Annotated in this window: 23 protein-coding genes and 1 tRNA gene; 7 read left to right on the forward strand and 17 right to left on the reverse strand. The window is 33.6% G+C overall.

The features are described 5' to 3' along the window. Positions 1 to 43: 43 nt before the first annotated feature. The 13 genes from DFQ09_RS08950 to DFQ09_RS09010 all read right to left on the reverse strand — a co-directional run bounded on the left by DFQ09_RS08950 (position 44) and on the right by DFQ09_RS09010 (position 13,139). Positions 44 to 1,021, reverse strand: coding sequence for a Gfo/Idh/MocA family protein (locus DFQ09_RS08950; protein ID WP_115809514.1), 978 nt, complete (start codon positions 1,019 to 1,021; stop codon positions 44 to 46). Continuing rightward, a complete protein-coding gene (locus tag DFQ09_RS08955) occupies positions 1,021 to 2,829 on the reverse strand; it encodes a sodium:solute symporter (protein ID WP_115809516.1) in 1,809 nt (602 codons plus the stop codon). The genes DFQ09_RS08950 and DFQ09_RS08955 overlap by 1 nt, the downstream gene beginning before the upstream one ends. Before the next feature lie 158 nt (positions 2,830 to 2,987). After that, on the reverse strand, positions 2,988 to 5,507 hold the full coding sequence (locus DFQ09_RS08960) for a PIG-L family deacetylase (RefSeq protein WP_115809518.1): 2,520 nt from the start codon (positions 5,505 to 5,507) through the stop codon (positions 2,988 to 2,990). A 100-nt stretch (positions 5,508 to 5,607) separates the two neighbouring features. After that, positions 5,608 to 6,045 (reverse strand): hypothetical protein, encoded by a 438-nt coding sequence (locus DFQ09_RS08965; protein ID WP_115809520.1) that lies wholly within the window; start codon positions 6,043 to 6,045, stop codon positions 5,608 to 5,610. A 23-nt stretch (positions 6,046 to 6,068) separates the two neighbouring features. Next, positions 6,069 to 7,169, reverse strand: a complete 1,101-nt coding sequence (locus DFQ09_RS08970; RefSeq protein WP_115809522.1) for a hypothetical protein — start codon at positions 7,167 to 7,169, stop codon at positions 6,069 to 6,071. 25 nt (positions 7,170 to 7,194) lie between these two features. After that, the gene (gene corA / locus DFQ09_RS08975; protein ID WP_115809524.1) at positions 7,195 to 8,274 is read right to left on the reverse strand and encodes a magnesium/cobalt transporter CorA; all 1,080 of its coding nucleotides are present in this window, start codon (positions 8,272 to 8,274) and stop codon (positions 7,195 to 7,197) included. A 3-nt stretch (positions 8,275 to 8,277) separates the two neighbouring features. Then, entirely contained in the window at positions 8,278 to 8,823 is a 546-nt protein-coding gene (locus DFQ09_RS08980) for a mechanosensitive ion channel domain-containing protein (RefSeq protein ID WP_115809526.1), read from the reverse strand. A 46-nt stretch (positions 8,824 to 8,869) separates the two neighbouring features. Then, positions 8,870 to 9,817 carry a septum formation inhibitor Maf gene (locus DFQ09_RS08985; protein ID WP_115809528.1) on the reverse strand — a complete coding sequence of 316 codons (948 nt, stop codon included), beginning with the start codon at positions 9,815 to 9,817 and terminating at the stop codon, positions 8,870 to 8,872. Positions 9,818 to 9,890: 73 nt separating this feature from the next. Continuing rightward, positions 9,891 to 10,484 (reverse strand): Maf-like protein, encoded by a 594-nt coding sequence (locus DFQ09_RS08990; RefSeq protein ID WP_115809530.1) that lies wholly within the window; start codon positions 10,482 to 10,484, stop codon positions 9,891 to 9,893. A 1-nt stretch (position 10,485) separates the two neighbouring features. Further along, positions 10,486 to 11,415: a geranylgeranylglycerol-phosphate geranylgeranyltransferase gene (locus DFQ09_RS08995; RefSeq protein ID WP_115809532.1), complete on the reverse strand. Its 930-nt coding sequence runs from the start codon at positions 11,413 to 11,415 to the stop codon at positions 10,486 to 10,488. Between the two features lie 7 nt (positions 11,416 to 11,422). Then, positions 11,423 to 11,734, reverse strand: a complete 312-nt coding sequence (locus tag DFQ09_RS09000) for a hypothetical protein (protein WP_115809534.1) — start codon at positions 11,732 to 11,734, stop codon at positions 11,423 to 11,425. A gap of 74 nt (positions 11,735 to 11,808) precedes the next feature. After that, positions 11,809 to 12,342, reverse strand: coding sequence for a KdsC family phosphatase (locus tag DFQ09_RS09005; protein ID WP_115809536.1), 534 nt, complete (start codon positions 12,340 to 12,342; stop codon positions 11,809 to 11,811). 2 nt (positions 12,343 to 12,344) lie between these two features. Next, on the reverse strand, positions 12,345 to 13,139 hold the full coding sequence (locus tag DFQ09_RS09010; protein WP_115809538.1) for a Rossmann-like and DUF2520 domain-containing protein: 795 nt from the start codon (positions 13,137 to 13,139) through the stop codon (positions 12,345 to 12,347). Positions 13,140 to 13,360: 221 nt separating this feature from the next. Between DFQ09_RS09010 and tnpA the strand changes: the two genes are divergently transcribed. From tnpA to DFQ09_RS09035, 5 genes are all read left to right on the forward strand, one after another. Then, the gene (gene tnpA, locus DFQ09_RS09015) at positions 13,361 to 13,822 is read left to right on the forward strand and encodes an IS200/IS605 family transposase (RefSeq protein ID WP_115809540.1); all 462 of its coding nucleotides are present in this window, start codon (positions 13,361 to 13,363) and stop codon (positions 13,820 to 13,822) included. Between the two features lie 249 nt (positions 13,823 to 14,071). Further along, complete coding sequence (locus tag DFQ09_RS09020; protein ID WP_115809542.1) at positions 14,072 to 14,461, forward strand: group III truncated hemoglobin; 390 nt, start codon at positions 14,072 to 14,074, stop codon at positions 14,459 to 14,461. A 57-nt stretch (positions 14,462 to 14,518) separates the two neighbouring features. After that, positions 14,519 to 14,968 carry a large conductance mechanosensitive channel protein MscL gene (mscL, locus tag DFQ09_RS09025; RefSeq protein WP_115809544.1) on the forward strand — a complete coding sequence of 150 codons (450 nt, stop codon included), beginning with the start codon at positions 14,519 to 14,521 and terminating at the stop codon, positions 14,966 to 14,968. A gap of 101 nt (positions 14,969 to 15,069) precedes the next feature. Beyond that, complete coding sequence (gene ccsA, locus DFQ09_RS09030; protein WP_115809546.1) at positions 15,070 to 18,321, forward strand: cytochrome c biogenesis protein CcsA; 3,252 nt, start codon at positions 15,070 to 15,072, stop codon at positions 18,319 to 18,321. A gap of 134 nt (positions 18,322 to 18,455) precedes the next feature. Continuing rightward, positions 18,456 to 19,610, forward strand: coding sequence for a trans-sulfuration enzyme family protein (locus DFQ09_RS09035; RefSeq protein WP_115809548.1), 1,155 nt, complete (start codon positions 18,456 to 18,458; stop codon positions 19,608 to 19,610). An 8-nt stretch (positions 19,611 to 19,618) separates the two neighbouring features. On the opposite strand, the gene DFQ09_RS09040 is transcribed toward DFQ09_RS09035, so the two are convergent. The 3 genes from DFQ09_RS09040 to DFQ09_RS09050 are packed head-to-tail and all read right to left on the reverse strand — an operon-like array spanning position 19,619 to position 23,865. Beyond that, positions 19,619 to 20,302: a DUF2490 domain-containing protein gene (locus DFQ09_RS09040; protein WP_115809550.1), complete on the reverse strand. Its 684-nt coding sequence runs from the start codon at positions 20,300 to 20,302 to the stop codon at positions 19,619 to 19,621. 57 nt (positions 20,303 to 20,359) lie between these two features. After that, a complete protein-coding gene (pckA, locus tag DFQ09_RS09045; protein WP_115809748.1) occupies positions 20,360 to 21,994 on the reverse strand; it encodes a phosphoenolpyruvate carboxykinase (ATP) in 1,635 nt (544 codons plus the stop codon). 32 nt (positions 21,995 to 22,026) lie between these two features. After that, positions 22,027 to 23,865: an SLC13 family permease gene (locus DFQ09_RS09050; protein ID WP_115809552.1), complete on the reverse strand. Its 1,839-nt coding sequence runs from the start codon at positions 23,863 to 23,865 to the stop codon at positions 22,027 to 22,029. Between the two features lie 304 nt (positions 23,866 to 24,169). Between DFQ09_RS09050 and bshB1 the strand changes: the two genes are divergently transcribed. After that, positions 24,170 to 24,898: a bacillithiol biosynthesis deacetylase BshB1 gene (gene bshB1 / locus DFQ09_RS09055; protein WP_115809554.1), complete on the forward strand. Its 729-nt coding sequence runs from the start codon at positions 24,170 to 24,172 to the stop codon at positions 24,896 to 24,898. A gap of 59 nt (positions 24,899 to 24,957) precedes the next feature. Continuing rightward, positions 24,958 to 25,033 (forward strand) — tRNA-His (locus DFQ09_RS09060). A gap of 110 nt (positions 25,034 to 25,143) precedes the next feature. Here the strand turns inward: DFQ09_RS09060 and DFQ09_RS09065 are convergent. After that, the gene (locus DFQ09_RS09065; protein ID WP_115809556.1) at positions 25,144 to 26,727 is read right to left on the reverse strand and encodes a M28 family metallopeptidase; all 1,584 of its coding nucleotides are present in this window, start codon (positions 26,725 to 26,727) and stop codon (positions 25,144 to 25,146) included. Positions 26,728 to 26,732 lie beyond the last annotated feature (5 nt).

Raw genomic sequence — 26,732 nt, forward strand, 5'->3', positions numbered from 1 at the left:
AGTAAACAAAGGAGTTGCGTTTTTTGTTTTATTTAAATTGAGATTAGCTATATTCTAAACCAATCAATGTTCTAATTTGGTCTAGAGTGCTAATCAATAGCTTACTTTTTTCAAAAGTCATAATATCACTTTCCGTTTTACCGTCTCTAATGAGTTGATTAAAATGTTCAATCTCATAGCTATATCCAATTGTTTTAGTATCGAACTCTTTTAATTCAGAATTCCCTAAATGATCAATTAATGTTACAGAAGATGGTTCGTGAAAACGCCCATTAATTTTTATAGTTCCGTTTTCGCAATGAAAGATGGCTTCTGTATTGGTTTCTTCTAAGAGCGTACTTTTTAAGATGGCTTTTGTATTTTTATATTGAAACGTTATTTCACATTCTGAATCTGCTCCAGAATCGAAAAACTGAGCTTTTGCTTCAATAGTATTTGGTTTTCCTAATGTAGAAAGCGCAGCAAAAACAGGGTAAATTCCTATGTCTAATAAACTTCCTCCGCCAACGGATTTGTCAAAAACTCTTGAGGTTTCATTGTAGGTTGGATGGAACCCAAAATTAGCTTCAAGCTTTATAATATTACCGAAATGCTTTTTTTGAACTAAGTCTAAAACATATTGATAATGTGGAAGAAAAATAGTCCAAAGCGCTTCCATTAAAAGCGTGTTGTTTTCTTTTGATAGTTGAATCATTTCCTCAACTTCTTCCAAATTCATAGCAAACGGCTTTTCACATAACACCGCTTTATTATGGTTAAGGCATAACACCGTATGTGCTTTATGAAAACTATGAGGTGTCGCAATATAAACAGCATCGATATTAGAGTCTGCGACTAAGTCTTCATAAGTTCCATAGGCCATGGTCGCTTTATAGTCTTGTCTAAATAGTTTTGCTTTTTCTAGATTTCGAGATGCAATAGCATAAAGTTTGGAGTTTGAAACCATTTGTAAATCGGATGCAAATTTAGAGGCTATTTTTCCAGCTCCAATGATTCCCCAATTAATCGTTTTACCATCCATTATACAGCTTTCTTAGGTAGAAGTACTTGTAGTAGATTCGCGATTGTTATCACTACAATACATCCAAATAAATTCAGCCATAAATAAGGCATCCAATCAAACCACCAACCGGTAACAACTATGGCTTGTGTAACTAAGGCACCAATAAATACGGCATTTCCTTTGATGTATTTAAAGAAGAAAGCGAGTAAGAATATCCCTAAAACATTTCCGTAGAAAATAGAACCGATAATATTAACGAGCTGAATTAAGTTCTCAGCAAGATCTGCAAAGCAGGCAATAATTATGGCTACAATTCCCCAGCCAAACGTAAACCATTTGGTCATTTTTACCATATGCTCTTCGCCTTTGTCTTCCTTTTGATTTCTACCATATAAGTCGATCGCTGTAATCGTTGCAAGTGCATTAATTTCTGATGCTGTTGATGACATCGCTGCAGATAAAATAACAGCTAATAACAGGCCAATTAAACCAGTTGGTAGATTATTTAAAATAAACCGAATGAACATATAATCTCTGTCATTGGTTTGCGTGTCTTTGGCGGCATCTTTATACAATGACGTCAGTGCTGCTGATTTTGTGAGATAGGCTTCGCTTTCCGGATTAGACTCTAAAGCTTCTACTTCATTTTTAAGCGTATTATATGTTGATGTATAATCTGCATCAACTGCTTTTTTAATTAAAAATTTAGATTCAGAACGGTAGGTTTTTTCAATACTATCCAGTTGAAATAATTCTGTTTTCAAGCGGTCATCAGTGCTTTTAGATAATGCTAAACTCACTTTTTGTTTCTTAGAGAATAATACCGATTGTTTATCTTGAAGCATTCGGTATTCATCTCCATATTCAGAAGCTAAAACAGTCTGTTCTGATTTATCTATAAAATTTAAAGGTGAAGGATTAAATTGATAAAAGACAAATACCATAACACCAACAAGTAGAATAAAGAATTGCATTGGTACTTTGAGCATACCATTAAATAGTAAACCCATTTGCATTTCTTTCATAGATTTACCAGATAGGTAACGTTGCACTTGGCTTTGATCGGTTCCAAAGTAGGATAGCATTAAAAAAGTACCACCTATTAAACCAGTCCAAACGGTATATCTATTTTCTAAATCGAATGAAAAATCTAAGACTTTCATTTTGCCTGTTGCACCAGCAATATCAATGGCATCTGAAAACGAAACCTCCTCAGGAATTAGATTAATGATAATACATAAGGCAGCTATCATTCCTCCAAAAATGACGAACATTTGCTGTTTTTGCGTTACAGTTACGGCTTTTGTTCCTCCTGAAACGGTGTAAATAATGACTAAAAGACCAATAATAATATTGAGTGTCACAATATTCCAACCTAATACTACAGAAAGAATAATGGCTGGAGCAAAAATCGTAATTCCGGCTGCCAATCCACGTTGAATTAAAAAGAGGATAGCGGTTAAGCTTCGGGTTTTAAGGTCGAATCGGTTTTCTAAAAATTCGTAAGCCGTGTAAACCTTAAGCCGATGGTAAAGTGGTATAAACACCAGACAAATAATAACCATGGCAATTGGTAGTCCGAAATAAAACTGGACAAACCCCATACCATCAGAAAAAGCCTGACCTGTTGTAGAAAGGAATGTAATGGCGCTGGCTTGTGTGGCCATTACGGATAGACCAATCGTCCACCATTTAGACGTGTTACCTCCTTTTATATAGTCCTCTGCGTTTTTACGACCTCTAGTTTTCCAGGTTCCATAGCCAACAATAGTTGCTAAGGTTGCTATTAAAACGGTCCAATCAATCCAATCTAAAGTTTGCTGCATTATATTTTTTTATGCGAATGAAGCTGTTATAAAATAAAATAAGATAATATAGAGTGCATTAGCTATTAACACAGCAGTGTACATTTTACTCCATTTTTGTTTTACTTCTGGTGGGTCTTGCTGGCTCATTAGTTGGTTGTTAGTTAGTCGTTAAGTCTTTAATTTTTTTGAGTGGTAGATTCTTGTTTACCTGCAGATAGCAGATTAGCAAAGAGTCTGTATGCCCCAGGAACTCCTGCCGGAAATTCTCTAAAGAAACTGAGACCTGTGTAAATATAGTTGCCTTTTCCATATTTTGCAACTAGTAAGGCGCCTTCTTTTGAATTCTCTCCACTGTCATTAGATGCTAATAATGGTGTAAACTCTTTAGACCATTTATTTGGGAAATATAAGCCCCGTTCTTGTACCCAACCTTCAAAATCTTGAAGTCCAATTTTATTAGGAAAATTTAGAATTGGATGATTCGGTTCTAATATTCTAACCAAGGCATTTTCATCTGTAACACGGTCTCTAGATAGTTGTAAATCATAAGGTGCCAAATTATTTACTTTTATACCTCTACTCGTATTGTACTGAATGATTAGATTTCCCCCATCTTTTACATAGTCTAACAAAAAGCGTTGTTTAAATACTAAGTCGTCAACAATGTTATAAGCTCTAATTCCCATAACAATAGCGTCAAAGTCATCAAGATTTTCTGGCGTAATTTGTTCGGGTTTAATAATGGTAACATCGTATCCAATTTGTCTTAAACTTTCTGGTACCACATCTCCTGCGCCTTCAATATAACCAATGTTATTTCCTCGTTTTTCAATATTTAATCGAACGACTTTACTTTCGCTAGGCATTAAAACGGTTTGAAAAGGAATGTGTGTATAATCAATTTCAATAATCTCGTCGGTATAAAATTCACCATCAATATTTACCATTGGTGTAATTGAGCCTTCATTTTGAGTTTTTGGAGGAATAACAGTAAATATCACATTTTGAATATCTCCTTTATTAGCAATCTCAATTTTTTGTTTTTGAGGAAAGACTTGCCACCCATCAGGATAAGCCATTTGAACAAAACCAGTAATAGCGTCTTTGCCAGCTTTTACAGTAACTTCAATGTCTTTTTGACCGTCGTTTTCAAAAATATAGACTTTATGACTTAGGCTTGCCGAGACAATAGGAATGATTTCGAATGGACGATACAATTCTCCTTTGTCGGGTTTAGAATAACGATACACTACTGGTTTTGTTATTGTAATAGGTGTGCCTTCAATTAATAAATTAAAATCAACAAAAACAGCTCTTGGCGTTTCAGGTAAGCCAATTAAATTTTGATCCTTTACGTTGTACATCCCCAATGTGCTTTTGGTGTTTAACCAATAAGGCGCGGTGTAAGTACTGTTATTTGGAATGCTAATGCCGTCTTCAAAATTTAATTTTTGATTGGGAGCTAAGCTCATGTTTTTAGTTATTCCTGTACCTAATGTTGAAAGGTTATAGGACACTAAATTAATATTTGAACTGCTTCTGTTTAAAACTTCCATAGTCAATTTTACATCAGAACTTGGTGCTGCACTTGGCGTATTCGCAGAAACCTCTAAGTAGAGTCCAGCACAAGCTTCAATAATTGCTTTTAGCTCTTTAGTTTTAACCGTTCTCCAGTGTTTATCTTTTATAGATTGAAGCAATTTATAAGCCTCTAAAAGTTGTGGTAAATGTGCTGATGGATTTCTGAAATTGAAATTAGTTTCAACTGATTTTAAAATATTTCCTATCGCTTTTCCACCTGCAACGCGATTCCATGAGGTATCAATTCCTTCAAAAATATTAGCGCTAGTGTTTAAGGATTCTCCTTTTAAAAACTCAATGTATTCATTTTGAGAACCTCTATCTGATAATCTTCCGAAGCCTTGAGACAAATGCTGACTGCTCGCTAAGGCGGCAATTTCGTTGTTAGACTTTCCTTTTGATGCATAATATCTACCGACATCGAACGTAAGCATGTTGCTCTTGTCTAATTTATCAAATTCTTCTTGACTTCCGTAGCGCCACCATGAGGTGTTGTAAAATAAGCGTTTTGGTTGCCATGTTTCAGTAAATTCTAATTGTAATGGATATTCTGAAGCGTCATTTGTAATATCAAAGGCTTCTAAACTCAACATTGCAGAAGCTGTATGGTGACCATGTGTTTCGCCAGCTCTTCTGTGGTCGAAACGGTTAATGATAACATCGGGTTTAAATGTTCTAATCGCCCAAACTACATCTGCAAGAACGTCGTCTTTATTCCAGATTTCTAAAGTTTCATCCGGATGTTTAGAGTAACCAAAATCATTGGCTCTTGTAAAGCGTTGTTCTCCACCATCAGTACGTCTTGCGGCTAGTAATTCTTGAGTTCTAATAACACCTAAAAGTTCTCTGATTTCTGGACCAATAAGATTTTGGCCACCATCGCCACGTGTTAACGATAAATAGGCTGTACGCGCTTTTACTTCATTAGACATGTATGAAATTAAGCGTGTGTTTTCATCATCGGGATGGGCTGCAATATAAAGTACAGAGCCCAAAACATTTAGTTTTTGAACAGCTTCGTAAATTTCTGATGAATTGTAGGTTTTGGGTTGTTGGGCTTGTAATGATACAATAGTACTTATAAAAAGCAATAGACAAAGTCTAAGTTGGTGCATGAGGATCTTAGTTAGTTACTTTTCAAATATAGAAAAGTTACTAGTTTTCATGCTTTTTTTAGGTTTAGTTTAACGTTGGGATTGTGTAAGACTCGGGTTTTTAGTTTTGATCAGGGTTTTCATTGACATACGCGTTCAATTTTGGTTGTAATGACCACACGCAAATTATATAGAACCAAAGCATCAAAAATACTTCAAAAACACTATGAGTAGAATACCCTTTTTTCTTTTCGAAATTCACATAACTTTTTGCAGTTAAGGTCATTAATATAAAGCCACATAGTATTGCTAATAAATGAAACGGCATTAAGGGAATAAAAAATGAAAATGTAAAAAACATATAAAGCACATAAATAATAGGATAAATAGTTAAACCACTAACGAGCCAAAATTTTAAATTATTTGATGGTTCATTGATCTTTTTATCCAGCTGATATATTATTGAAAACCACCAGATATAGATTGGAATTCCTAAAAGAAGCAATAGAAAAATTTTAAATGGAGGTAATTTTAAAAACCATTGGGTTAATTTATTCATAAGCTATTAAATAAAATAACGAATCAGTTTAATATTAGTACGTAAGGTTTATTGTCTATATTTTGATGAGGACTAAATTTAATGACTTGAAACTTTAAATCAGATTCGGAAACCTCGAGCCTTATATTTTTAGATGTCATTGTCTCCTCTTTTTCATGCATAACAAAAGCGTCATTAAGAGTTAAGTTTACGGCTTCTTTATTTTTAAAATCAATTATAAGTTTATGGTTTTTATAATCTATTCTGACTTCTATTGAATTAATAGGAAATGCTTGGCTATCAGACTTGTTAGTTGTTAAATAATTTTCAGGAATGTGTAACTGAGCACTTTGATATAAGTCTATAGTTAATTTTGGTTGAAGAATATTTGTTTCTATATCATTAACAATGTGCTTGTTGTTAAATAATTTTACGAGGTTGTTTTCGGTTTTAGTCTTACTGTTTTTATCTAGAATAAAATAGTCAAAAAGTTGTGAGTTTATAGTTTCGTTATCGATTTCTTCAAGAATAGCATCTAACATGAATGCTTCAACTTCGCGATCAAAAAGGTCTTCATTTTCGTCGTTGTTTGCGATAGATTTAAAATCGGATATGTCTTCAATTTCAAAAGCCTTTGCTAAAATTTCAAAAAATTGAATACGCTTTGTTTTATAATCTAGTTCAGGTTTATAAATCAATAGCATTTTATTTACAAGGCTATATTCGTCTAAATCGTAATAATAGGTTGCTAAATCAAATAATGAAAATAATGAGAAAGTGTTATCGTTTAATTCAAATTCATCATAATAATCATTGTATTTAAAACTATAATCAACATGAAATGTATAATTTAAGAAGGGCTCTTTTGTTGTGGGATCTAGGAATTTTAATATTAAATCATTTAGTACTGGAAGTTTTATTTCGAGTTCATTTGTAGTTTTTATATCAAATTGAAAGCTTCCATTTCCACCAGAAATATAGTTGTAAATTAAAATATCTGAACATGTGTTTTCAATAAAAACTTTGCTTTTCTCCATTTCTTTTGGAAAGGTGTCTAAGTTATATAAGCTTTTAAGAAGGTTCTGACTATGCAGTGCTGAAATAGAAAAAGTAAATGCAATGAGAAGAAATTTTGTCTTTATCATTATTAATAATTAGTTGGAATATATTCTACAACCACTTCTTACGCTTAAAATAGACTAGCATCAAAATAAACATCACAAACATCACACCCAAAAGAATAAAATAGCCATTGTGATATTTTAGTTCAGGAATGTATTCAAAGTTCATACCATAGATACCAGCTAGAAATGTTAACGGAATAAAGATGGAAGACATTATGGTTAACACTTTCATCACTTCATTCATACGATTGCTAATGGTTGACATGTACATGTCCATTAAACTCCAAATCATTTCACGGTAAATATCTATGTTTTCAGATACTTGGATTAAGTGATCGTAAATATCTCGGTAATACGTAATTGTGCGTTTGTAGATTAGCGGGTGTTCTCCCTTTTCTATACGATTTATGATTTCGCGAAGCGGGAAAATAGCACGACGTACTTTTAAGATTTCACGTTTTAATTGTTGGACTTCAATGTTAATGTTGTCTTTGGCATGACCTTCAAACAGATCGTTTTCTAAATCTTCAATTTTATTGCCAAGGGTTTCTATAATACTAAAATAATGATCGACAACAGCATCAATTAAGGCATACAATAAATAATCAGATTTTAAACCTCTAATGCGTCCGTTGCCAAGTCTAATGCGGTCTCTAACGGTATCAAACACGTCGCCTTCAGATTCCTGAAAAGACAACACGTAATTTTTTCCTAATACTAGACTCACTTGTTCTATAACGACGTTTTCATCCTTATCGTAGTACAACATTTTGAGGACAATAAACAGGTAATCATCGTATTCATCAATTTTAGGACGTTGTGTGGTATTTACAATATCCTCTAGAACAAGTGGATGCAAATCGTATTGTTTGCCAATGTTTTCTATTTCACTAAGCGAGTTTAGTCCATCAACATTTATCCAAGTCACAGAATCGGTTTCCTTGTACGATCTGGCATCTTCTATATTGGTTAAAACATTTTCAGTAAGAGTGTCTTTTGTATAATCGAAAGATTCTATTTGAAGTTGCTTTTCCGTTTTCTTTCCTGTGTACACTAAAGTACCAGGTGCTTTGCCTATGTGTTTTTTGTAATTATGTGTACGTTTTTTTGCTGTTTTTTTTCGCATAGGTTATAAAATACTACTGTCGTCTAAGGGATCGTCTAAAGCATCCTTTTGCAATAAAGTTACAGCTTTTTGTAGAATTAGATTATTAGGGTAGGTCACTAAATTTCCTTGGTCATCTTTAAGATGAATTTGAAAGGCTCTAATATCTTCAATAATACCTATGATAGAATCATCTTTATCGTGAATCTTTACTTTATCTCCAACCTTATATGGAAAGGAAAAAAACATAATAATTCCAGAGGTTATGTTGCTTAAAATAGACCAAATCGCAAAAAGGGCAATACCTATAACTGCAAAAACAGAAGAAAAAACAAGGGTAATATCTCGTGTTTCTGCACCAAGAATAAAGGTTTCTATAAGGATGGCAATAAGCACAAGTGTAACCGTAACATAACGACCTATTAAACCTGCTCTTGCTTCGGTTGTACCACTTTTTCTTCCTATTTTCTTTACTGTAATTACGATTATTTTTCTAATAATAAATAGAGTAATTAAGAGTATAGTTGAATATAAAATTTGATCTTGATAATTATGAAATATTGAATTCATTTAGGGAGTATTTTGCTTCACAAATATAATTCAGAATCTATGAAGATTATTGCAATTTTAAAGTTTCTCTAAGGCTAACATCTGAATTGCTTTTTTTGTTCCAATAGTCCGATTTAATACTTTCTAGTTTCGTAGCTTTTGAGGTTAAGGTCTCAGCAGAAGAGCCCATTCCGCTTACAATAGTCTCTTCCCAACCTAAAATATCGAAAGGGAAATTAGGATTGAAATTTATTTTTAAGGTGCGTTGCAATTCCGAAAACGTAACCGTATAGCTATTGCTCTCTAATTTGGCATTTGCTTTTTGAACTTTTAAAGCATCGTGATTAAGTCTTACGGATTCTAATGAAGGAATAAGTTCTATGTCACCAACAGGAAGACTTTTAGGATTGATTCTTAATTTGGCCCACAATTCATTCTCTGTCCAAGTTTTTTCTAGTTTGAAGCTTTCATCCGCTTCACCTTGAAAGTAAGAATGCGAAGTCACCTCAAACGCATTGCGATTATTTAATTGTGTATAAACATGTCCACACCATTCTTGTACAGATGTCGATATTTTTAAGGCATGCTGATTGTTAGCAACCGGATAAAATGTACTCTGCATTATGGAATACGGATAAATACCTGTATTAAAATTCTTGGTTGCATTCAATTTTAAAACCGGAATGTTGTTTTCACTATAACTATCCGCTTTTACCTGAGCGTCTGGTAAAAAATCTTCAGTTACAAAAACTAAAACAGCTGTACCTTCTCGTAGTTCTCCGTAACGCGCCTGTTCTAGTTTGTAAGATGTGATTTCTGCTTCACCATTGTACCAATAATTTTTAAAATCATCGGACAATTTTGTTTTAGGGTTTACAGCTTTAGATTTCGTTTCTGAAACACTACTGACTTCTGGTGTAGTAGCAGGGGTATTCGTGTTTTCTTTACAAGAGGTGAAGAAGGACATTAGTCCAATTAATGTAACTAATAGTGTAGATTTTATAAGCCTTATCATAATTATTACGTTTTTTTAGATGTTGCAACATGCAAAGATGCGATGCAAAATATCTCGTAATAAAGATAAGATTCTAATTATGGTCTACAATGGCATTTAACGTTTTGTAAAGTAAATGTGTAGGTAAGCCTACGACGTTATTATATGAGCCTTCAATAGATGTGATGGCAATGGCACCAATCCATTCTTGTATGCCATAGGCACCAGCTTTATCTAGCGGTTTGTAAGTGTTAACGTAGTATTGAATTTCCTCGTCTGTTAAGGCTTTAAAGGTCACTTTGGTAATGGTGTTAACCAGACGTTGTTCTGTTTTTTGAGTGAAACAGATTGAGGTAACCACTTCATGTGTTTTATTGCTTAACGATTTTATCATATTAAAAGCATCCGTTTCATCTTTTGGTTTACCAATCGCTTTATCGTCTAACCAAACGATGGTATCACTAGTGATTAAGATATCCTTATGTTGAAGACTTTCTAAAAACGGTTCCGCTTTCAATTTTGCTAAAAAATCGGTGATGTCTTCACGCTTCAAATTTTTAGGATAAATTTCTTCAACTGGTTTTAATTGAATGTCGAAGTCGAGATTCATTTCTTTTAAAAATGTATGACGACGTGGTGACGCTGAGGCCAGAATAATATTGAAATCGTTGAGTTTGTCGTTTAGCATTTTAGTTGAGAATAATAAATTTGTAGAGTAATAAGGATAACATCCCAGTAAGCATCACTAATTTTAAAATGAAGCTAATGTGTTTGTATTGTGCTTTGCTTTCTGCACTAAATAATTTTATGCTTACGTAAATTAATGGTGCTACAACCAATACTAAAAAGTAGGCAACAACGAGTTGCTGTTTAAATAAATACGTAATAACATAATATACAATAGAAACTATTGGAATTAACGACAGTATAAATGCAATTTTAGTGCTGCGCTCTCGTCCTATGAGAATTGGTAATGTTTGTATACCAGCTTTATAGTCACCATCGAAATCTTCAATATCTTTAACGAGTTCTCTTAGAATATTAATCAATAAGGCAAAAATGGCATAGTCTCGAATGATATATAAAAAAGTAGTCTGAATGGCTTTATTATGCACTGTCATGGCCGGAATTAATTCAAAAATACCAACTAACAAAATACTCAAACAAACCATAATAGAAACCACAACATTACCAACGACAGCAATTTGTTTGAGATACGAAGCATACATATAGAGTAGTGCTGACGTAATGAAAAAGATGGCGAAAAATTCGGGTTTACCAATACCATTAGATAAGTAAAAACCTAAGCCAACTCCTATAATATTAAGAACTATAAATAATGTGCTGGCACTCTTTTCTGTAATGTGTTTATTAATTATAAGTTGATCTGGTTTATTGATTTTATCGGTTTCAACATCATAAATATCGTTGATAATATAACCACCAGCTGCGATACAAACGGTAGCTAAAACTAAAAGAAAAAAGTTGAAGTCGCTTAAGGTGATAAGGACACCATGACTTTCTTGAAAAGGTAATAAAAGTGCATATTTTACTAAATATTGCATCAAAGCAATCATTAGTAAATTCTTCCAACGGATTAAATTAAAGACGTGAATCATTTATAGGTTAGTGAGATATTATTTTTGTGATTAAATAGTAAGTAATAGTTGCAATGATAATAAAAACGATGGAACTAATAATTGCTGTTTTCTTTAAAAGTTTACGCTCTTGTTGTCTTATTTTGTCTTTAATTTTTTTCTTGTCTTCTTTGGTTAAGTCTTTATGCAAAAAAGACATTTTGTAGTGCAGATGGGCTTCAAGATCTAGTTTTTCCTTGTATTTAGAAAAAGGCTTTGATGATCTTTGGTTAAATGTCGTCTGACTATTACCAAAACCAATATACCCAAATCCTGTGCTATGTCTTCTTCCGCTTGACATGTTTTAAAAATTTATACGATTTTTATTTCTAACAACAACCAACAACCAACAACCAACAACCAACAACCAAATACCTAATCATACTTAGCATTAAAATTACCATTCCATTTGCCTTGTACTTTTAAGACTTGTTCAATGACATCTCTTACGGCACCTTTCCCTCCGTTTTTATGAGAAATATATTTTGAAATGGCTTTAATTTCAGGAACAGCATCTTGAGGACAACACGGTAAACCAACTAATTTCATCACAGGATAATCCGGTATATCGTCTCCCATGTACAACACTTGTGATTTTGAAATAGTATGCTGCTCCAAGTAGCTGTTAAGTTGTTCTATTTTATTGTGTGAACCTAAGAAAATGTCTTTTATTCCTAATCCTGCTAATCGTTTACGAACACCTTCGTTAGAGCCACCAGAAATAATACAGAGGTTAAAACCGGCATCAATGGCTGTTTTTAATGCAAATCCGTCTTTAATATTCATGGTTCTTAGCATTTCACCATCTGTTGTCACGGTGATCGTACCATCGGTTAAAACACCATCAACATCGAAAATGAAGGTCGTAATGTCTGCTAAATATTCTTTGTAACTTTTATCGTCGGTCATAATTAGTTTTCTTTTTTCTGGCTTTTGATTCTAGTAGATCTTATACCATGTGTCTTTTTTATAGAAGTAGTAAGCATTTTGTAAATCGCTTCATGCTCTTCTTTTTCAATTAGCTTAAGTTGTCTTTTTATAGTTCTTTTATCATTCCGTTTTGCAGGACCTGTTTGTGCCATAAAAGGAGACATGTGTTGAATTTTCTTTGCCGTTTCCTCAATTAAAGGATGCAATATTTCAAATTCTATATTTTTAGTTTCGCAAATTTCGTGACCAATTCTATAGAGTTGATTCGTGAAATTATTCACAAAAACAGCTGCTAAATGAAGTGTCTGACGTTGTTCTGTCGTAATTTTATGAGGTTTGCAACCTACGGCTTTTGCTAAATCTATTAATAGCTGAAGGTTTTCTTTTTCATAAACTTCAACACAAATAGGGACTTCGCTAAAATCTATTTCAGCATCCTTAGAAAATGTTTGTAACAGATAGAAAACTCCAATTTTGTTTTTCTTATCTATATCGTGCATGGCAACGCTTCCAGAGGTATGCACCACAAATCGATTTGTAAATGGTAGATTTATAGATAGTTGTTCAATACTATCATCGCTAACCGCCATAATGTAAATGTCCGCTTCTTTTAACTCGTCTAATGAATCTGTGATGTCTACGTCATTGGCATAAGACGAAATGGATGCTCGTGTGCGATTATACCATTGTGTAATCGAAATGTTTTCAGAATTTGAAAAGGCTTTATATAAGTGTGTGGCTACATTGCCAGCACCAAGTAATACTACTGATATCATGGTGTAAAAATACTAAGTTTTCTTATTTTAGAATCACAAGAATGGGATTAAAAGGATAACTTTGGGTAATTCTAAAAATTGATATGTAAAAAGGAAGCTATTTTGGTTCTATATTACATACGCATCAATTAAATATGTCCCTTTAGGGACAAAAGGTGGGTAGATTTTAGTTTACAATAATTAACCAGTGTGCCTTTAGGTACACCATATAATTTAGAGCAATGCCAAACACGTATACAGAAATTCATATCCAAGCTGTTTTTGCGGTTCAAAATCGGCAAAGTTTAATTAGAGATAGTTGGAAAGCCGAATTATACAAGTATATCACCGGGATATTTAAAAACAACAACCATAAGGTTTTGCAAATTAACGGAGTGGCTGACCATATTTATGTTTTATTTGGAATGCGACCAACACAGTCATTATCTGAATTAATGAAGCAAGTTAAACACGATTCTTCAAAATGGATCAATAAAAAAGGTTTTGTTAATGGTAGATTTTCGTGGCAATCTGGATATGGTGCGTTTTCTTATTCTAAATCTGAAGTTCCTAGAATAATTAATTATATCAAAAATCAAGAAGAACATCACAAAAAGGTTGTGTTTAAAGAAGAATATTTAATGTTGTTAAAGGATTTTGATGTAGAATTTAATGAACGTTTTATTTTAAAATCTGTATTGTGAAATTTTTGTTTAAAGATATTTTGTACCTAAAGGCACAATAATTTAGTGGTGTTTTTTTTACCAATATAAAGTCCCTAAAGGGACGAAAAATGTATTATTAATTGATTGTAGAAATGGTTCTTTTATGGCCAATATTTGGCAACATAAGTTAGAGTAATTACCAATGTCTATATAATATGCAAAATTTTAATTATAGCAAACTATCACAAACTAAATTGTTCTAATCGGAACAACATAAATTATAGCGCGATGAATAAAATAGATATAAAAAGCAGAGAAGACATATTTTTGTTAGTTTCCAAATTTTACGAGAAGGTTAGAAAGGACGAAAAATTAGGGCCGTTTTTTAATGAAACCATAAAGGATTGGGAGCAACACTTAGAACATTTAACAACCTTTTGGGAATCGAGTTTATTTCTAAAAACCAAATATTACGGCAATCCATTAGACGCACATACAAAAGTAGATGCTGCCTTTAATAATAGCATTACCGAATTACATTTTGGTTTATGGTTAAATCTTTGGTTTGAAACTATTGATGAATTGTTTGAAGGAGATTATGCTGAGAATGCCAAACGACGTGCACGTAAAATGGGCACTTTTATGTATATGAATATTTTTGCAGCAAGAAATAGCTAATCATTTATTGGCATATTATAAATTTGTGGTTTTAAAAATCTAAAATTTAAAACACGTATGAAACTTCTCAAAGAATTTAAAGAATTTGCCGTCAAAGGAAATATGATGGACATGGCAATTGGTGTCATAATCGGTGCATCATTTAATAAGGTTATAGATGTACTTGTAAAATTTGTATTAATGCCACCATTATCTTTATTAACGGATGATGTCAACTTTGATAACAAAAAACTTATACTAAGAGAGGCAATTACAGACGCTTCGGGTGCAATTATTACTAGTGAGGTTGCTATAGGTTATGGTGCGCTTATCACAGTATTAATAGATTTTTTAGTTATAGGGTTTACCGTGTTTTTAGTTGTTAAAGGCATGAATAGATTGCGGACTAGAGCGCATGATTCTAAAGATAAAACGGTTACGACACCAAAAGACATTCAATTGCTTTCTGATTTAAAAGAATTAATGGAAGCACAAAACAAAATGCTTAAATCAAACATGAAAAATTAAACCGTTTTTGTAGGTGTAATTTTAACATGTTTTAGTACTAAATCTGAATCATCAAATAATTAAAAAGTCATATCTTTGCGCAGCCTAAAAAGCCTATAGCTATGCAAAAGAAAATCGCTAATTTCCTATTCTCTACTAAACTCACCGCTTTCTTATTTATAGCCTTTGCCGTCGCCATGGCAGTTGGTACTATTTTAGATAGAAATATGGATACCTCTCCAACTCCATATACCAGAACTTTAATATATAATGCGTGGTGGTTTGAAGCCATTATGGTGTTTTTTGTTATCAACTTTTTAGGTAACATTTTTAGATTCAGACTTTACAAAAAAGAGAAGTGGGCAACATTAACCTTACATTTATCTTTCATTCTTATTCTTTTCGGAGCGTTTATAACACGATATGTTGGTTTTGAAGGTATGATGCCAATACGAGAAGGAGCTACTGAAAGCGAATTTTTCTCTCAGAAAACCTACATCGGAGGACGAATTATAGGTAATTATAAAGTTAATGGTCAATTACAACAGCGTAGGATAGAGGAGCATGTCGATTTTTCTCCACGATTAGATAATGAATTTGATAAAACGTTTGATTATGGTGATACCGAAGTTACTGTAAAACTCGATCAATTTATAGAAGGTGCAGAAGAGGACATCATTCCTGATGACACAGGAAAACGTTATTTAAAAATAGTAGAAGCAGGAGATACTGGAGCACATAACCACTTTTTAGAAGATGGTACAGTAGCAAATCTTCACAATGTCTTGGTGTCTTTAAACAAGTTTCAAGAAGGTGCTATTAACATCATGGAAACAGAAAATGGGCTGTCCATTAACTCTCCTTATGAAGGTGAATACATGACTATGGCAACGCGTGCTACAGGCAAGTTAATTAAAGACAGTTTGCAGCCCTTAATTTTAAGGTCTAGATATATTATTGGAAACATGCAGATTGTAATGCCAAAACCTATTGTAAAAGGCGAATTTGGAGTTGTGAAAAAACCAGAGCTTTTAAAAACTAAGGCAGATCCAGATGGACTTATCCTAAGTGTTACAGCAAATGGTGATACAAAAAAAGTAGGTATTATTGGTGGTCCAGGTAACTATACCGCCATGAAGGAATTTAAAGTTGGTGGCTTAGAAATGGCCTTACAATATGGTCCTAAAGTGTTAAAATTGCCTTTCGAAATTAAACTAAACGATTTTATAGCAGAAAAATATCCCGGCACAGAAAAAGCCTATTCATCTTACGAAAGTAAAATTACGGTTTTAGATAAAGAATCTGGTGATTTTGATTATCGTGTGTATATGAATCATGTTTTAGATCATAAAGGGTATCGCTTTTTTCAAGCAAGTTTTCACCCAGATGAGAAAGGAACGGTGCTGTCTGTAAATCACGATCGTTGGGGAACATACATTACCTATGCGGGTTATATGTTCTTGTATTTTGGTATGATGGCTATTCTATTCGTTAAAAATACACGCTTTGATGATATTAGAAGTAAACTAGCCAAGTTGAAAACAAAGAAAGCCAAAATGATGACAATGATTTTGTTGTTATTTAGTTTTTCAGGTTTTGCACAAGTTCATACAGAAGACGATGGTCATGCACACCAAAAGAAAACGGGGAAAGAACAAATCGATTCTATTTTAAGAGTTCATATTACTCCTAAGGAGCATGCGAAGAAATTTTCAGAAATGGTCATTCAAGATTATAGTGGTCGTATGATGCCAATGCATACGTATGCTTCTGAAATGCTTCGTAAATTAAGTAAAAGTGATGTCTATGAAGACTTTGATGCTGATCAAGTTTTTCTATCCATTCAAGAAAGTCCGATGCTGTGGTACAATGTGCCAATCATTTATTTAAAACCGAGAAAGGCAGATTCTATTAGAGGGATAATTGGTTTAGATTACTCTGAAGATTATGCTAGTTTACTCGACTTTTTTACAGAAGATGGAAGGAATAAATTAGGACCTTACATCGAAGAGTCGTTTAAGGCACAAGTACCAAATGGATTTCAGAAAGAAATTAAAGAAACCTACGGTCGCTTAAGCCTTTTATCTGATGCTATTGAAGGGCGTAATATTAAAATTTTTCCAATACCAGGAGATGATAATAACCGATGGATATCTTCAAAAGATTTTAGAGACGAAGGTCTAAGAGATAAAATAGAAGATACACTTTATGGTAATTTTATAAATAATGGTTTTGTTGCGTATTTGGTGACTTTAAATAATGCGAAGCAAACGGGAGATTATTCTAAAGCGGAAGAATTATTAATTGGTATCAAAAAGACACAACAGAAATTTGGTAGTGAGGTGATGCTATCTGACGATAAAATAAAAGCAGAAATTCTTTATAACGATTACGATATTTTCAAACGACTATTCAGTTGGTATATGTATGCTGGTACACTATTGTTTGTATTAATTATTGTTCAGATTTTTAAGTATAAAAACAAATGGATTCAGACAGCTATTAATGTCCTACTAGGTGTTATCGCATTGTTATTTGTGATGCATACTTTAGGCTTAATTTGGAGATGGTATTTGTCTGGGCATGCACCATGGAGTGATGCTTACGAGTCCATGATTTATGTCGCTTGGTCAACTATGCTTTTTGGTTTTATTGTAGGTGTGACTAAGAAAAAAGATAATTCTGCTAAAAAGACATCATTTTTAGGGAAAATAACGACGTCTAGTATAACAGTTGCTGCAGGTGCTTTTGTAACGTCAATGATTTTAATGATTGCACATTGGAATTGGATGGATCCAGCCATTGCAAACCTTCAACCTGTATTACAAGGGTATTGGTTAATGATACATGTTTCGGTAATCGTAGCGAGTTATGGACCGTTTACTTTAGGTATGATTTTGGGTGTGGTTTCATTATTATTAATGATTTTCACGACCAAGGAGAATAAAGAGCGAATGCTCATTAATATTAAAGAATTAGCTATTGTTAACGAAATGGCGTTAACGGTTGGATTAGTATTGCTAACCATCGGTAACTTCCTTGGAGGTATGTGGGCCAACGAAAGTTGGGGACGCTATTGGGGTTGGGATCCTAAAGAAACTTGGGCACTTATTAGTATTATGATTTATGCCTTTGTCATCCACATGCGATTAGTGCCAGGATTGCGAGGAAAATGGATTTATAACTTAATGTCAATCATCGCTTTTGGTAGTATCCTTATGACTTATTTTGGTGTGAATTTTTACTTAGCAGGATTGCATTCTTACGCCAGTGGAGATCAAATATTAAGCTTCCAGTTTATCGCTATAACTTTGGGCATCATTGCTGTATTAGGAATCTTATCTTACATACAGTATAAGAAGCATTATAAGTAATACTCACAGACTTTAAATACGTTTTAAAAAAAATGGTTGATAGATAGTCGTATTTATCAACCATTTTTTTGTTTAGAGTTATCCGGTGAGTTGAATCGATTTTTATTAAATTTACGTTTCTTATAAATAGTATTATGGCCAAAAACAAACTAGGTTTAAACACCATTTGCACGCATACGGGTGAAGTTAAAGACGAACAATTTAAAGGAGCAGTATCTCCAATCTATTTAAGCACATCTTACGAGTTTTTGGATGTTGATGTTAAACGTTATCCGCGTTATTTTAATACTCCCAATCAAGTACATTTAGCCAAGAAAATTGCAGCTTTAGAACATACGGAAGCCGCTATGATTTTTGGGTCAGGTATGGCAGCGATTAGCACTATGTTCTTAGCGTTTTTAAGACAAGGAGATCATTTAGTGGTTCAGAATACATTGTACGGTGGAACCTTAAATTTTATAAAAGAAGAATTTCCTAAGTATGGTATAGAATACACGTTTACGGATGGTTATCAAGTTGAAGATTTTGAAGCTGCACTACAACCGAATACAAAATTGATTCATATTGAAACACCTTCAAATCCATTAATGACTATTACAGATATTAAAGCGATTGCAAAATTGGGGAAGTCTAAGGACATTTTAACGTCTATTGACAATACCTTTGCTTCACCAGTGAATCAAAATCCTATGGACTTAGGCATTGATATGGTAATGCATTCTGCTACTAAATATTTTGGTGGACATAGTGATATTTTGGCTGGTGCTGTAGCAAGTTCTAATGAACATATAGAACGCATTTGGAATGTTGGTAAGAATCTTGGCGGAAGTTTAAGTGATATGACCGTTTGGATGTTAGAGCGCAGCATGAAAACTTTAGGATTGCGTGTTAAAGCACAAACCAAAAATGCCATGAAGTTAGCAAAATGGTTAGAAAAACATCCGAAGGTTTCTAAAGTCTATTATCCTGGTTTAAAATCACATCCAGATTACAAGTTGGCCAAGTCACAAATGAAAGGTTTTGGTGCCATGTTATCTTTTGAATTGATAGATGGGATAGATTCGCAACAATTTCAAAAAGAATTAACACTTATTAAATCGTCTATGAGTTTAGCTGGTGTTGAGAGTACGGTATTATCTCCGCATTTAACGTCTCACGCGTTGTTGACTCAAGATGAGCGTGATGCTATTGGACTAAGCAATCAATTAATTCGGTTTTCCGTAGGTATAGAAGATGTAAAAGATTTAAAACACGATATAGAACAAGCTATAGATAGTGTGAAGCACTAAATTAACCTTTACGAATTGTGTTGTCTAAAATCACATTTTAAATTAATTTGTAGCGACAGTCTGTTAAAGCTTTTAGTTTTAAACGAATGTCTTGCATAACCAATTTCTGTACTTATATTTTTAGTTACTAAAATACCCAGCCCCATAAAAGCTCTATTTTGTTGAAAATCAAACTCATTCAAATTAAAATGAATTTCATCATACGTAGAAATGTATAGCGTTTGGTTTAAAGGTATTTTGGTTTTAAATCTATAACGAATTCTATGCGTTAATTGGTTTTCTGTAGGATATTCTAGAAATCGTTGTTCTAACCTCAATCTTTGAGAAAATTGAATCGTGTTTAATCTATGCTTGAAAATTAACTGTTCAATTATTCTATTCTCTTTAGTATGAGGGATGTCATTAACTTCAAACGATGAGTCAATATCACCATAAGCATAGCATAAACCTATAGATAATTTAGGATCAACATGATAATTCAACCCTAAAATGCCCAAACGCAAATGGGCTTTATTTGCTGGTAATTCATAGTTCCAATTGGTGAATGACCCACTAATACTGAATTTATCACTTATTTTATTTGACGAAGTTACTTCATACCAAGAGCCTAATTTATTTTCGCCTGTATTTTGAGCATGCAATTGTGCCTGAAATAATAGGAAAACAGATAGGATGTATAGGATACTTTTCATAGAAGACTGTATAAGAAAAAAGAGCCCATTTCTGGGCTCTTTTAAGTCATGGAAATATTAAATATGATCGTGTAACTGATGATGTTCATCAATTAATGGACCTCCTTCAATAATTTGTTCTGACGCTTCGCTTGCAAATTTTTCAAAATTTAAGTGGAAAGAATGTGCGAGTTGAATAGATTTACTAACATACTGACCTTTGTTTTCCCAAGTATTCATTGGGTCTAATATGCTATCAGGAACATTCGGACATGTTTTTGGCATAAATAAGCCAAATATCGGATGCTGTTCGTAAGCTACATTGTCTAATTCTCCATCAAGAATAGCCGTAATCATAGCCCTTGTGTATTTCAATTTTATACGAGAACCAACTCCATAAGGACCTGCGCTCCAGCCTGTGTTTATTAACCAGACATTGACGCCTGCATCTTGCATTTTTTTGCTTAGCATTTCAGCATAAACCGTTGGGTGTAATGGCATAAATGGTTCACCAAAACATGCAGAGAAAGAAGGTACAGGTTCTGTAATTCCTGCTTCAGTACCTGCTACTTTAGCGGTATAACCAGATATAAAATGGTAAGCCGCTTGTCCTGGTGTTAATTTTGAAACCGGAGGTAATACACCAAATGCATCAGCTGTTAAAAAGAAAATATTTGTAGGATTACTAGCGTAAGACGGTTTTTGGATATTATCTATATGATAAATCGGGTAACTTACACGTGTATTTTGTGTAATTCTACTATCCATAAAATCAACGTCTCCATTGTCTTTAAAAACGACATTTTCGAGAATTGCTCCTGGCTTAATGGCTCTAAAAATGTCAGGTTCTTTTTCTTCAGATAGGTCAATAGCTTTGGCGTAGCACCCTCCTTCAAAATTAAAAATGTTGTTATTTGCTGTCCAGCCATGTTCATCATCACCAATTAATTTACGACTAGGATCGGCAGATAATGTAGTTTTTCCTGTTCCAGATAAACCGAAGAAAATAGCAGTATCTCCGTCTTCACCGACATTTGCAGAACAATGCATAGGTAAAACGTCTTTTTCAACAGGAAGAATAAAGTTTAAAGAAGAGAAAATTCCTTTTTTAATTTCACCTGTATAAGCAGAACCACCAATTAAAGCAATTTTTTTAGTGAAATTTAAAATTGAAAAGTTGCCTTGACGTAAACCAACAGCTTTAGGATCTGGTGCTTCATAACCTGGTGCGCAAAGGACTAACCATTCTTCTTCAAAATTTTCTAATTCAGATTCGTCAGATCTTAAGAACATATTATAAGTAAACATGTTAGACCAAGGATATTCGGTAACTGTTCTTACGTTGGTTTTATATTCTGGATCAGCACATACATAAGCATCTCTAACATAAATTTCTTTACCGCTTAGATAGTTTGTAATTTCAGCTTGTAGTTTATCAAAATTTTCTGGTGAAATGGCTTTGTTAGTTTTTCCCCACCAAACTTTATTTTGTGTATAATCATCTTTTACTATAAAACGATCTTGAGGAGAACGACCTGTAAACTTACCTGTGTTTATAGCTAAAGTTCCATTAGCGGTTTCTTTTCCCATTCCTTTTTCAATAGTAATGGCTTGTAATTTTTCTGGTGAGAGGTTCCAATGGGCATTGGTGTCTTTCAATCCGTACGTTGTAAGGTCTCTCGTTTTCATAATCGGTTGTTTTAATGTTTCCATGAGTTCATAATTTTTCAATTCGACTTTCGATTTTAAAATGGCCATATGATTGGCACAAGTAATAATGTTGTTATTAGGAAGAGTAGCAGCAGTGGTGCACCTACTTTTAAATAATCCATAAATTTATAGCCACCCGCTGTCATTACCATCGCATTGGTTGTGGTGCCTACAGGTGTTAAAAATGCGGTTGAGGCGCTAATAGCAACTACAATCATAAATGGTGCTGCAGAAATGTTAAGTGTGTTTGCCGCAATAATTACAATAGGTGCCATTAATACAGCTGTGGCTGAGTTATTAATAACTTGACTAAAGGTTGTGGTCAATAAAAACACACCGCCCAATAAAACTACAGGATGAAAGCTTCCTAAAGAATCCACCAAGCCATTTGCAATCAATTCTGCTGTGCCTGTTTTTTGTAATGCGATTCCCATTGGTATCATTGCTGCAATCATTACAACACTTATCCAGCTGATGCCTTTATAAGCTTTTACCATTGGTACACAGCCTGTAATCATTATGATACCTGCAGATAGTAATGCGGCAACAGCGCCTGGGACAATCTTAAAAACTAACAATACAATCATTAATATGAGAGATGCTAATGCGATATAAGATTTAATCGTAAGGTTTGTAACAGTTTTAGCCATCCCTTCTGGGCTACCACAGATGACTAAATGTTCATATTGATTTTTTAATTCTTCTATAGCGCTCCATTGACCTCTTATTAAAAATGCATCACCAGCTTTTACTATGGTTTGACGTTCTGTTAGTGGTTTGCCATTTCTAGAGGCGGCCATTAATTGCACATTATAACGTTCAAAAAAATGACTAGATGTTACATTTTTACCGACAAGCGCAGATTGTGGTGCAACTAAGACTTCGGTCATACCAACTTCTTGGTTAATAAGGTTGTGTCGCAACTCATCTTCGATAGAATTTAGAGGTAATAAGCCCAGTCTGAATTTAATCATTAAGATATTAATTGCTTCGGTGTCGCCTTTAACTGTAATAATATCGTGGTATAAGAACTCCGTTTGATCCGTTGGAAGTTCAATAAAAGGATCATTACCTTTTAAAAGACTCGGGTGACGTCGTTTAATACGCAGAATGGTAACAGCATGGTCTTTTTCAAAATTCCAATCACCTAATTTTGTATTTAGTAATGGAGACACTGACCTTACTCTTAATCTGTAATAATCGCCATCTACTTTGTACGCTTCAATCCATTGGTGGAGCGTCGTATTAATATTTACAGGTTTATTATTGGTTTTGTTGCTAGGTAAAAGTCGATAGCCTATAAATTTGAAATAGAGTAGTGCTAATAATAATAGCGGTAATCCTATCAATCCAAATTCAAAGAAAGAAAATCCTTCTAGTCCGCTTTCTATCATTGTATTGTTTACAATGATATTTGGAGGTGTACCAGTTAAAGTTAATAAACCACCTGTATTAGAGCCAAATGCTACAGGCATTAATAACTTAGAAGGCAATGTCCCAATACTCCAGGCAGAAGCAATTGTTACTGGCATTAAGGTTGCTACAGTCCCTGTATTACTTACTACGCCAGAAAGTAATCCTGAGCCTAATGTCGTTATTAATAAAAGCTTCATTTTGCTTTTGCCCGCCATTTTTATAAATTTTTCACCGGCTAAGGCAGTCCAACCTGTTTGAGATAAACCTTCTCCTATAATAAATAAGGCAGCAATCATAATTACCGTTGGATTGCTAAATCCGCTTAATGTTTCTGTTAAGTCTAATATCCCAAAGACAAATAAGCTTAACATTGAAATAAGTGCGATAATATCTGGTGTGAATTTCCCCCAAATGAATAGAGAAATCGTGATGATTAAAATGGCTAACATTAAGGTCATAAGGACGTTGTCTTTTAGTAATAGTGTAAAGATAGAGTCAATGAAAAGCAATATTTATGACGAAAGTCATACTTTAGAAGTATTGCGAATTTTTCAATTTTGACTACTTAAATTCGAGATAATTAAGGATTTATCTAATCGAAACCGTTTGCGGATTAAAAAGAAAGCGATTATCTACCTTCTTTTTAATATTTTTGACATTCAAGAGAAGAGACGTAAGAGATGAAACATCTATTATGAAATTTTAATTTGATTAAAAAAGGGGATTAGATATTCTATCTAACCTTAAGAAAACAATAAACATATGCAGGTAAAACTAGATATATTGGCCATTGGTGCGCATCCCGATGATGTAGAATTAAGTTGTGGTGCAACTTTAGCGAAAGAAGTTTCTAAGGGCAAAAAAGTCGGGATTATAGATTTAACTAGGGGAGAGCTAGGGACACGCGGTACGGCAGAGACTAGAGATCAAGAAGCTTTTAATGCGGCAAAAATTCTTGGTGTACACTCTAGAATTAATATGCAATTTGCAGATGGTTTCTTCACTAATGATAAAGCGCATCAATTAGAACTTATTAAAATGATTCGTTATTATAAACCAGAGATTGTTATTTGTAATGCTATTGAAGATAGACATATTGATCACCCAAAAGGGAGTCAGTTAGTGAGTGATGCTTGTTTTTTAAGTGGATTGAAAAAGATTGAGACTATTTCTAAAGATGAAAATCAACCACAAGACCCTTGGAGACCAAAAGCAGTATACCATTATATTCAATGGAAAGATATAGAACCAGATGTTGTTGTTGATGTCTCTGGTTTTATGGAAAAAAAGGTGGCATCTGTATTAGCTTATAAAACACAATTCTTTGATCCTAATAGTAAAGAACCTGAAACTCCGATATCTAGCAAGAATTTTACAGATAGCGTAGACTATAGAGCAAGAAATTTAGGACGTTTAATTGGTGTGGAACATGCTGAGGGTTATACAGTTGAGCGTTATGTAGGAGTAGAATCGTTATTTGATTTAAAATAAATTGAAAAACTATTTGCAAGAGATAACAATTAAATTATCTTTGCAATCCAATTTAAAATGGTGGTTGTAGCTCAGCTGGTTAGAGCGTCGGTTTGTGGTACCGAAAGTCGCCGGTTCGAACCCGGTCTTCCACCCAAAAGTAATAAGCCTTTCAGAAATGAAGGGCTTTTTTTGTTTATATACTTAAAACTAAAAAAGGTCTCTCAATTAGATGAAAGACCTTTTATATATTTGTTAGCGTTTATTTATTCAGTAACTGCTTTATCAACCACTAAACGTTCGTCTCTATTAGCAACTTCCCAAGCTGTATAGAAAACTAATCGCGTTCTGGTTTCTAATAGATCGTATTCTATTTTATCTGGTGTATCTGATGGTCTATGGTAGTCATCATGTGTGCCATTAAAATAAAATATGACAGGGACATTGTTCTTTGCAAAATTGTAGTGATCAGATCTATAATAATAACGGTTGGGATCGTTTTCATCATTAAATGTATAATCCAATTCCATATTTATATATTTCGAATTTGCTTCTTCTGAAATATTATGTAAATCGGTACTCAATTTATCACTACCAATTAAGTACACGTAATTTCTTGTACCTGTTTCACGTTTAGGATCAACTCTACCAATCATATCAATATTTAAATCGGCAACGGTATTCTCTAGCGGAAAAATAGGATCATTATCCGTATAATGTCTCGACCCTAATAGCCCTTTTTCTTCAGCCGTAACATGTAAAAATAATATAGAACGTTTTGGACCATGACCTGCTTTTTCGGCCATTTTAAATGCTTGTGCAATTTCTAAAATCGCTACAGTACCAGAGCCATCGTCATCTGCACCATTGTAAATTTCACCATTTTTTACACCTTCGTGATCTAAATGCGCTGAAATAACTAGAATTTCATCAGGCTTCTCAGAACCTTTTATATAGGCTACAACATTTTCAGAAGTGATAGACTCAGACTTGTTTTCAATTTCTAAATTAATAATAGCTTCAATTTCTTTAGCTGTAGAGTCTTCAGAAATAGACGGATATAAAGCTTTTCCTAAATTGTCATTTATCATCAGCATTACAATTCCGGTATCATTACTCTTTAAAGATAAGCGACCTGCTGTTCCTGATTCTGATTGACGTTTGTAGAAGCTCGAATATCTAGAGAACAAATCATTATCCATAAATAGGATTCCTTTCGCTCCATTTTCTATAGCAGCTTCTCTTTTACTTGATATGGATTGACGTCCATTAGTCCATTTTGTTCCGTCTGTAGTGCCAGAAACAATAAAATTGCCTTCAGTGTCTTTAGGCTCTCCTGACTTCGCTAAAACAAATTTTCCTTTAACATCTACATTTTTATAGTCTGAATATTTTTCATCATCAATACCATAGCCAACATAAACGATATTGTCTATAGACATGTTTACGTCATTTGAAACCGTTAAAACAATTTGATCTTCGAAGCTTTTAAAGGTTTTTCCATTAACTGTTAATTTAGCTTCTGCAACTTGCTGTTTTTCTAATGGGACTTCTTGAAAATAATCATCACCACCTAATGGAGTAGGGATACCCATAGCTATATACTTTTGTTTTAAGTATTCTACAGCCATTTTTTGTCCTTTTTCACCTGTATCTCTTCCTTCAAATTCATCAGAAGCATACTTGTATAACATTGTTTTTAGTTCGTCAGAGGTGATTGTAGACGCATATTCTGTTGGGTCAATTTTTTTAGATTGATTAGGTTGTGTTGTGTTTGCACTACTTTTAGAAGATGTGCCACAACTAGATAGTACTGCCAAAGCAACACCTAAGAGTAGAGTTTTTTTCATTTAAA

The organism is Winogradskyella pacifica (genome assembly GCF_003386275.1).
Classification (GTDB): Bacteria; Bacteroidota; Bacteroidia; order Flavobacteriales; family Flavobacteriaceae; genus Winogradskyella; species Winogradskyella pacifica.

Coding starts and splice junctions, on each gene's coding strand:
- DFQ09_RS08960 (WP_115809518.1), bottom strand. CDS start 5,507: ATGCACCAACTTAGACTTTGTCTATTGCTTTTTATAAGTACTATTGTA.
- DFQ09_RS09050 (WP_115809552.1), bottom strand. CDS start 23,865: ATGACCTTAATGTTAGCCATTTTAATCATCACGATTTCTCTATTCATT.
- DFQ09_RS08970 (WP_115809522.1), bottom strand. CDS start 7,169: ATGATAAAGACAAAATTTCTTCTCATTGCATTTACTTTTTCTATTTCA.
- DFQ09_RS08995 (WP_115809532.1), bottom strand. CDS start 11,415: ATGATTCACGTCTTTAATTTAATCCGTTGGAAGAATTTACTAATGATT.
- DFQ09_RS08990 (WP_115809530.1), bottom strand. CDS start 10,484: ATGCTAAACGACAAACTCAACGATTTCAATATTATTCTGGCCTCAGCG.
- DFQ09_RS09000 (WP_115809534.1), bottom strand. CDS start 11,734: ATGTCAAGCGGAAGAAGACATAGCACAGGATTTGGGTATATTGGTTTT.
- DFQ09_RS08980 (WP_115809526.1), bottom strand. CDS start 8,823: ATGAATTCAATATTTCATAATTATCAAGATCAAATTTTATATTCAACT.
- DFQ09_RS08985 (WP_115809528.1), bottom strand. CDS start 9,817: ATGATAAGGCTTATAAAATCTACACTATTAGTTACATTAATTGGACTA.
- DFQ09_RS08950 (WP_115809514.1), bottom strand. CDS start 1,021: ATGGATGGTAAAACGATTAATTGGGGAATCATTGGAGCTGGAAAAATA.
- corA (WP_115809524.1), bottom strand. CDS start 8,274: ATGCGAAAAAAAACAGCAAAAAAACGTACACATAATTACAAAAAACAC.
- DFQ09_RS09020 (WP_115809542.1), top strand. CDS start 14,072: ATGAATAAAATAGATATAAAAAGCAGAGAAGACATATTTTTGTTAGTT.
- DFQ09_RS09065 (WP_115809556.1), bottom strand. CDS start 26,727: ATGAAAAAAACTCTACTCTTAGGTGTTGCTTTGGCAGTACTATCTAGT.
- DFQ09_RS09010 (WP_115809538.1), bottom strand. CDS start 13,139: ATGATATCAGTAGTATTACTTGGTGCTGGCAATGTAGCCACACACTTA.
- tnpA (WP_115809540.1), top strand. CDS start 13,361: ATGCCAAACACGTATACAGAAATTCATATCCAAGCTGTTTTTGCGGTT.
- DFQ09_RS09035 (WP_115809548.1), top strand. CDS start 18,456: ATGGCCAAAAACAAACTAGGTTTAAACACCATTTGCACGCATACGGGT.
- DFQ09_RS09005 (WP_115809536.1), bottom strand. CDS start 12,342: ATGACCGACGATAAAAGTTACAAAGAATATTTAGCAGACATTACGACC.
- pckA (WP_115809748.1), bottom strand. CDS start 21,994: ATGGAAACATTAAAACAACCGATTATGAAAACGAGAGACCTTACAACG.
- DFQ09_RS08955 (WP_115809516.1), bottom strand. CDS start 2,829: ATGCAGCAAACTTTAGATTGGATTGATTGGACCGTTTTAATAGCAACC.
- bshB1 (WP_115809554.1), top strand. CDS start 24,170: ATGCAGGTAAAACTAGATATATTGGCCATTGGTGCGCATCCCGATGAT.
- DFQ09_RS08965 (WP_115809520.1), bottom strand. CDS start 6,045: ATGAATAAATTAACCCAATGGTTTTTAAAATTACCTCCATTTAAAATT.
- DFQ09_RS09040 (WP_115809550.1), bottom strand. CDS start 20,302: ATGAAAAGTATCCTATACATCCTATCTGTTTTCCTATTATTTCAGGCA.
- mscL (WP_115809544.1), top strand. CDS start 14,519: ATGAAACTTCTCAAAGAATTTAAAGAATTTGCCGTCAAAGGAAATATG.
- ccsA (WP_115809546.1), top strand. CDS start 15,070: ATGCAAAAGAAAATCGCTAATTTCCTATTCTCTACTAAACTCACCGCT.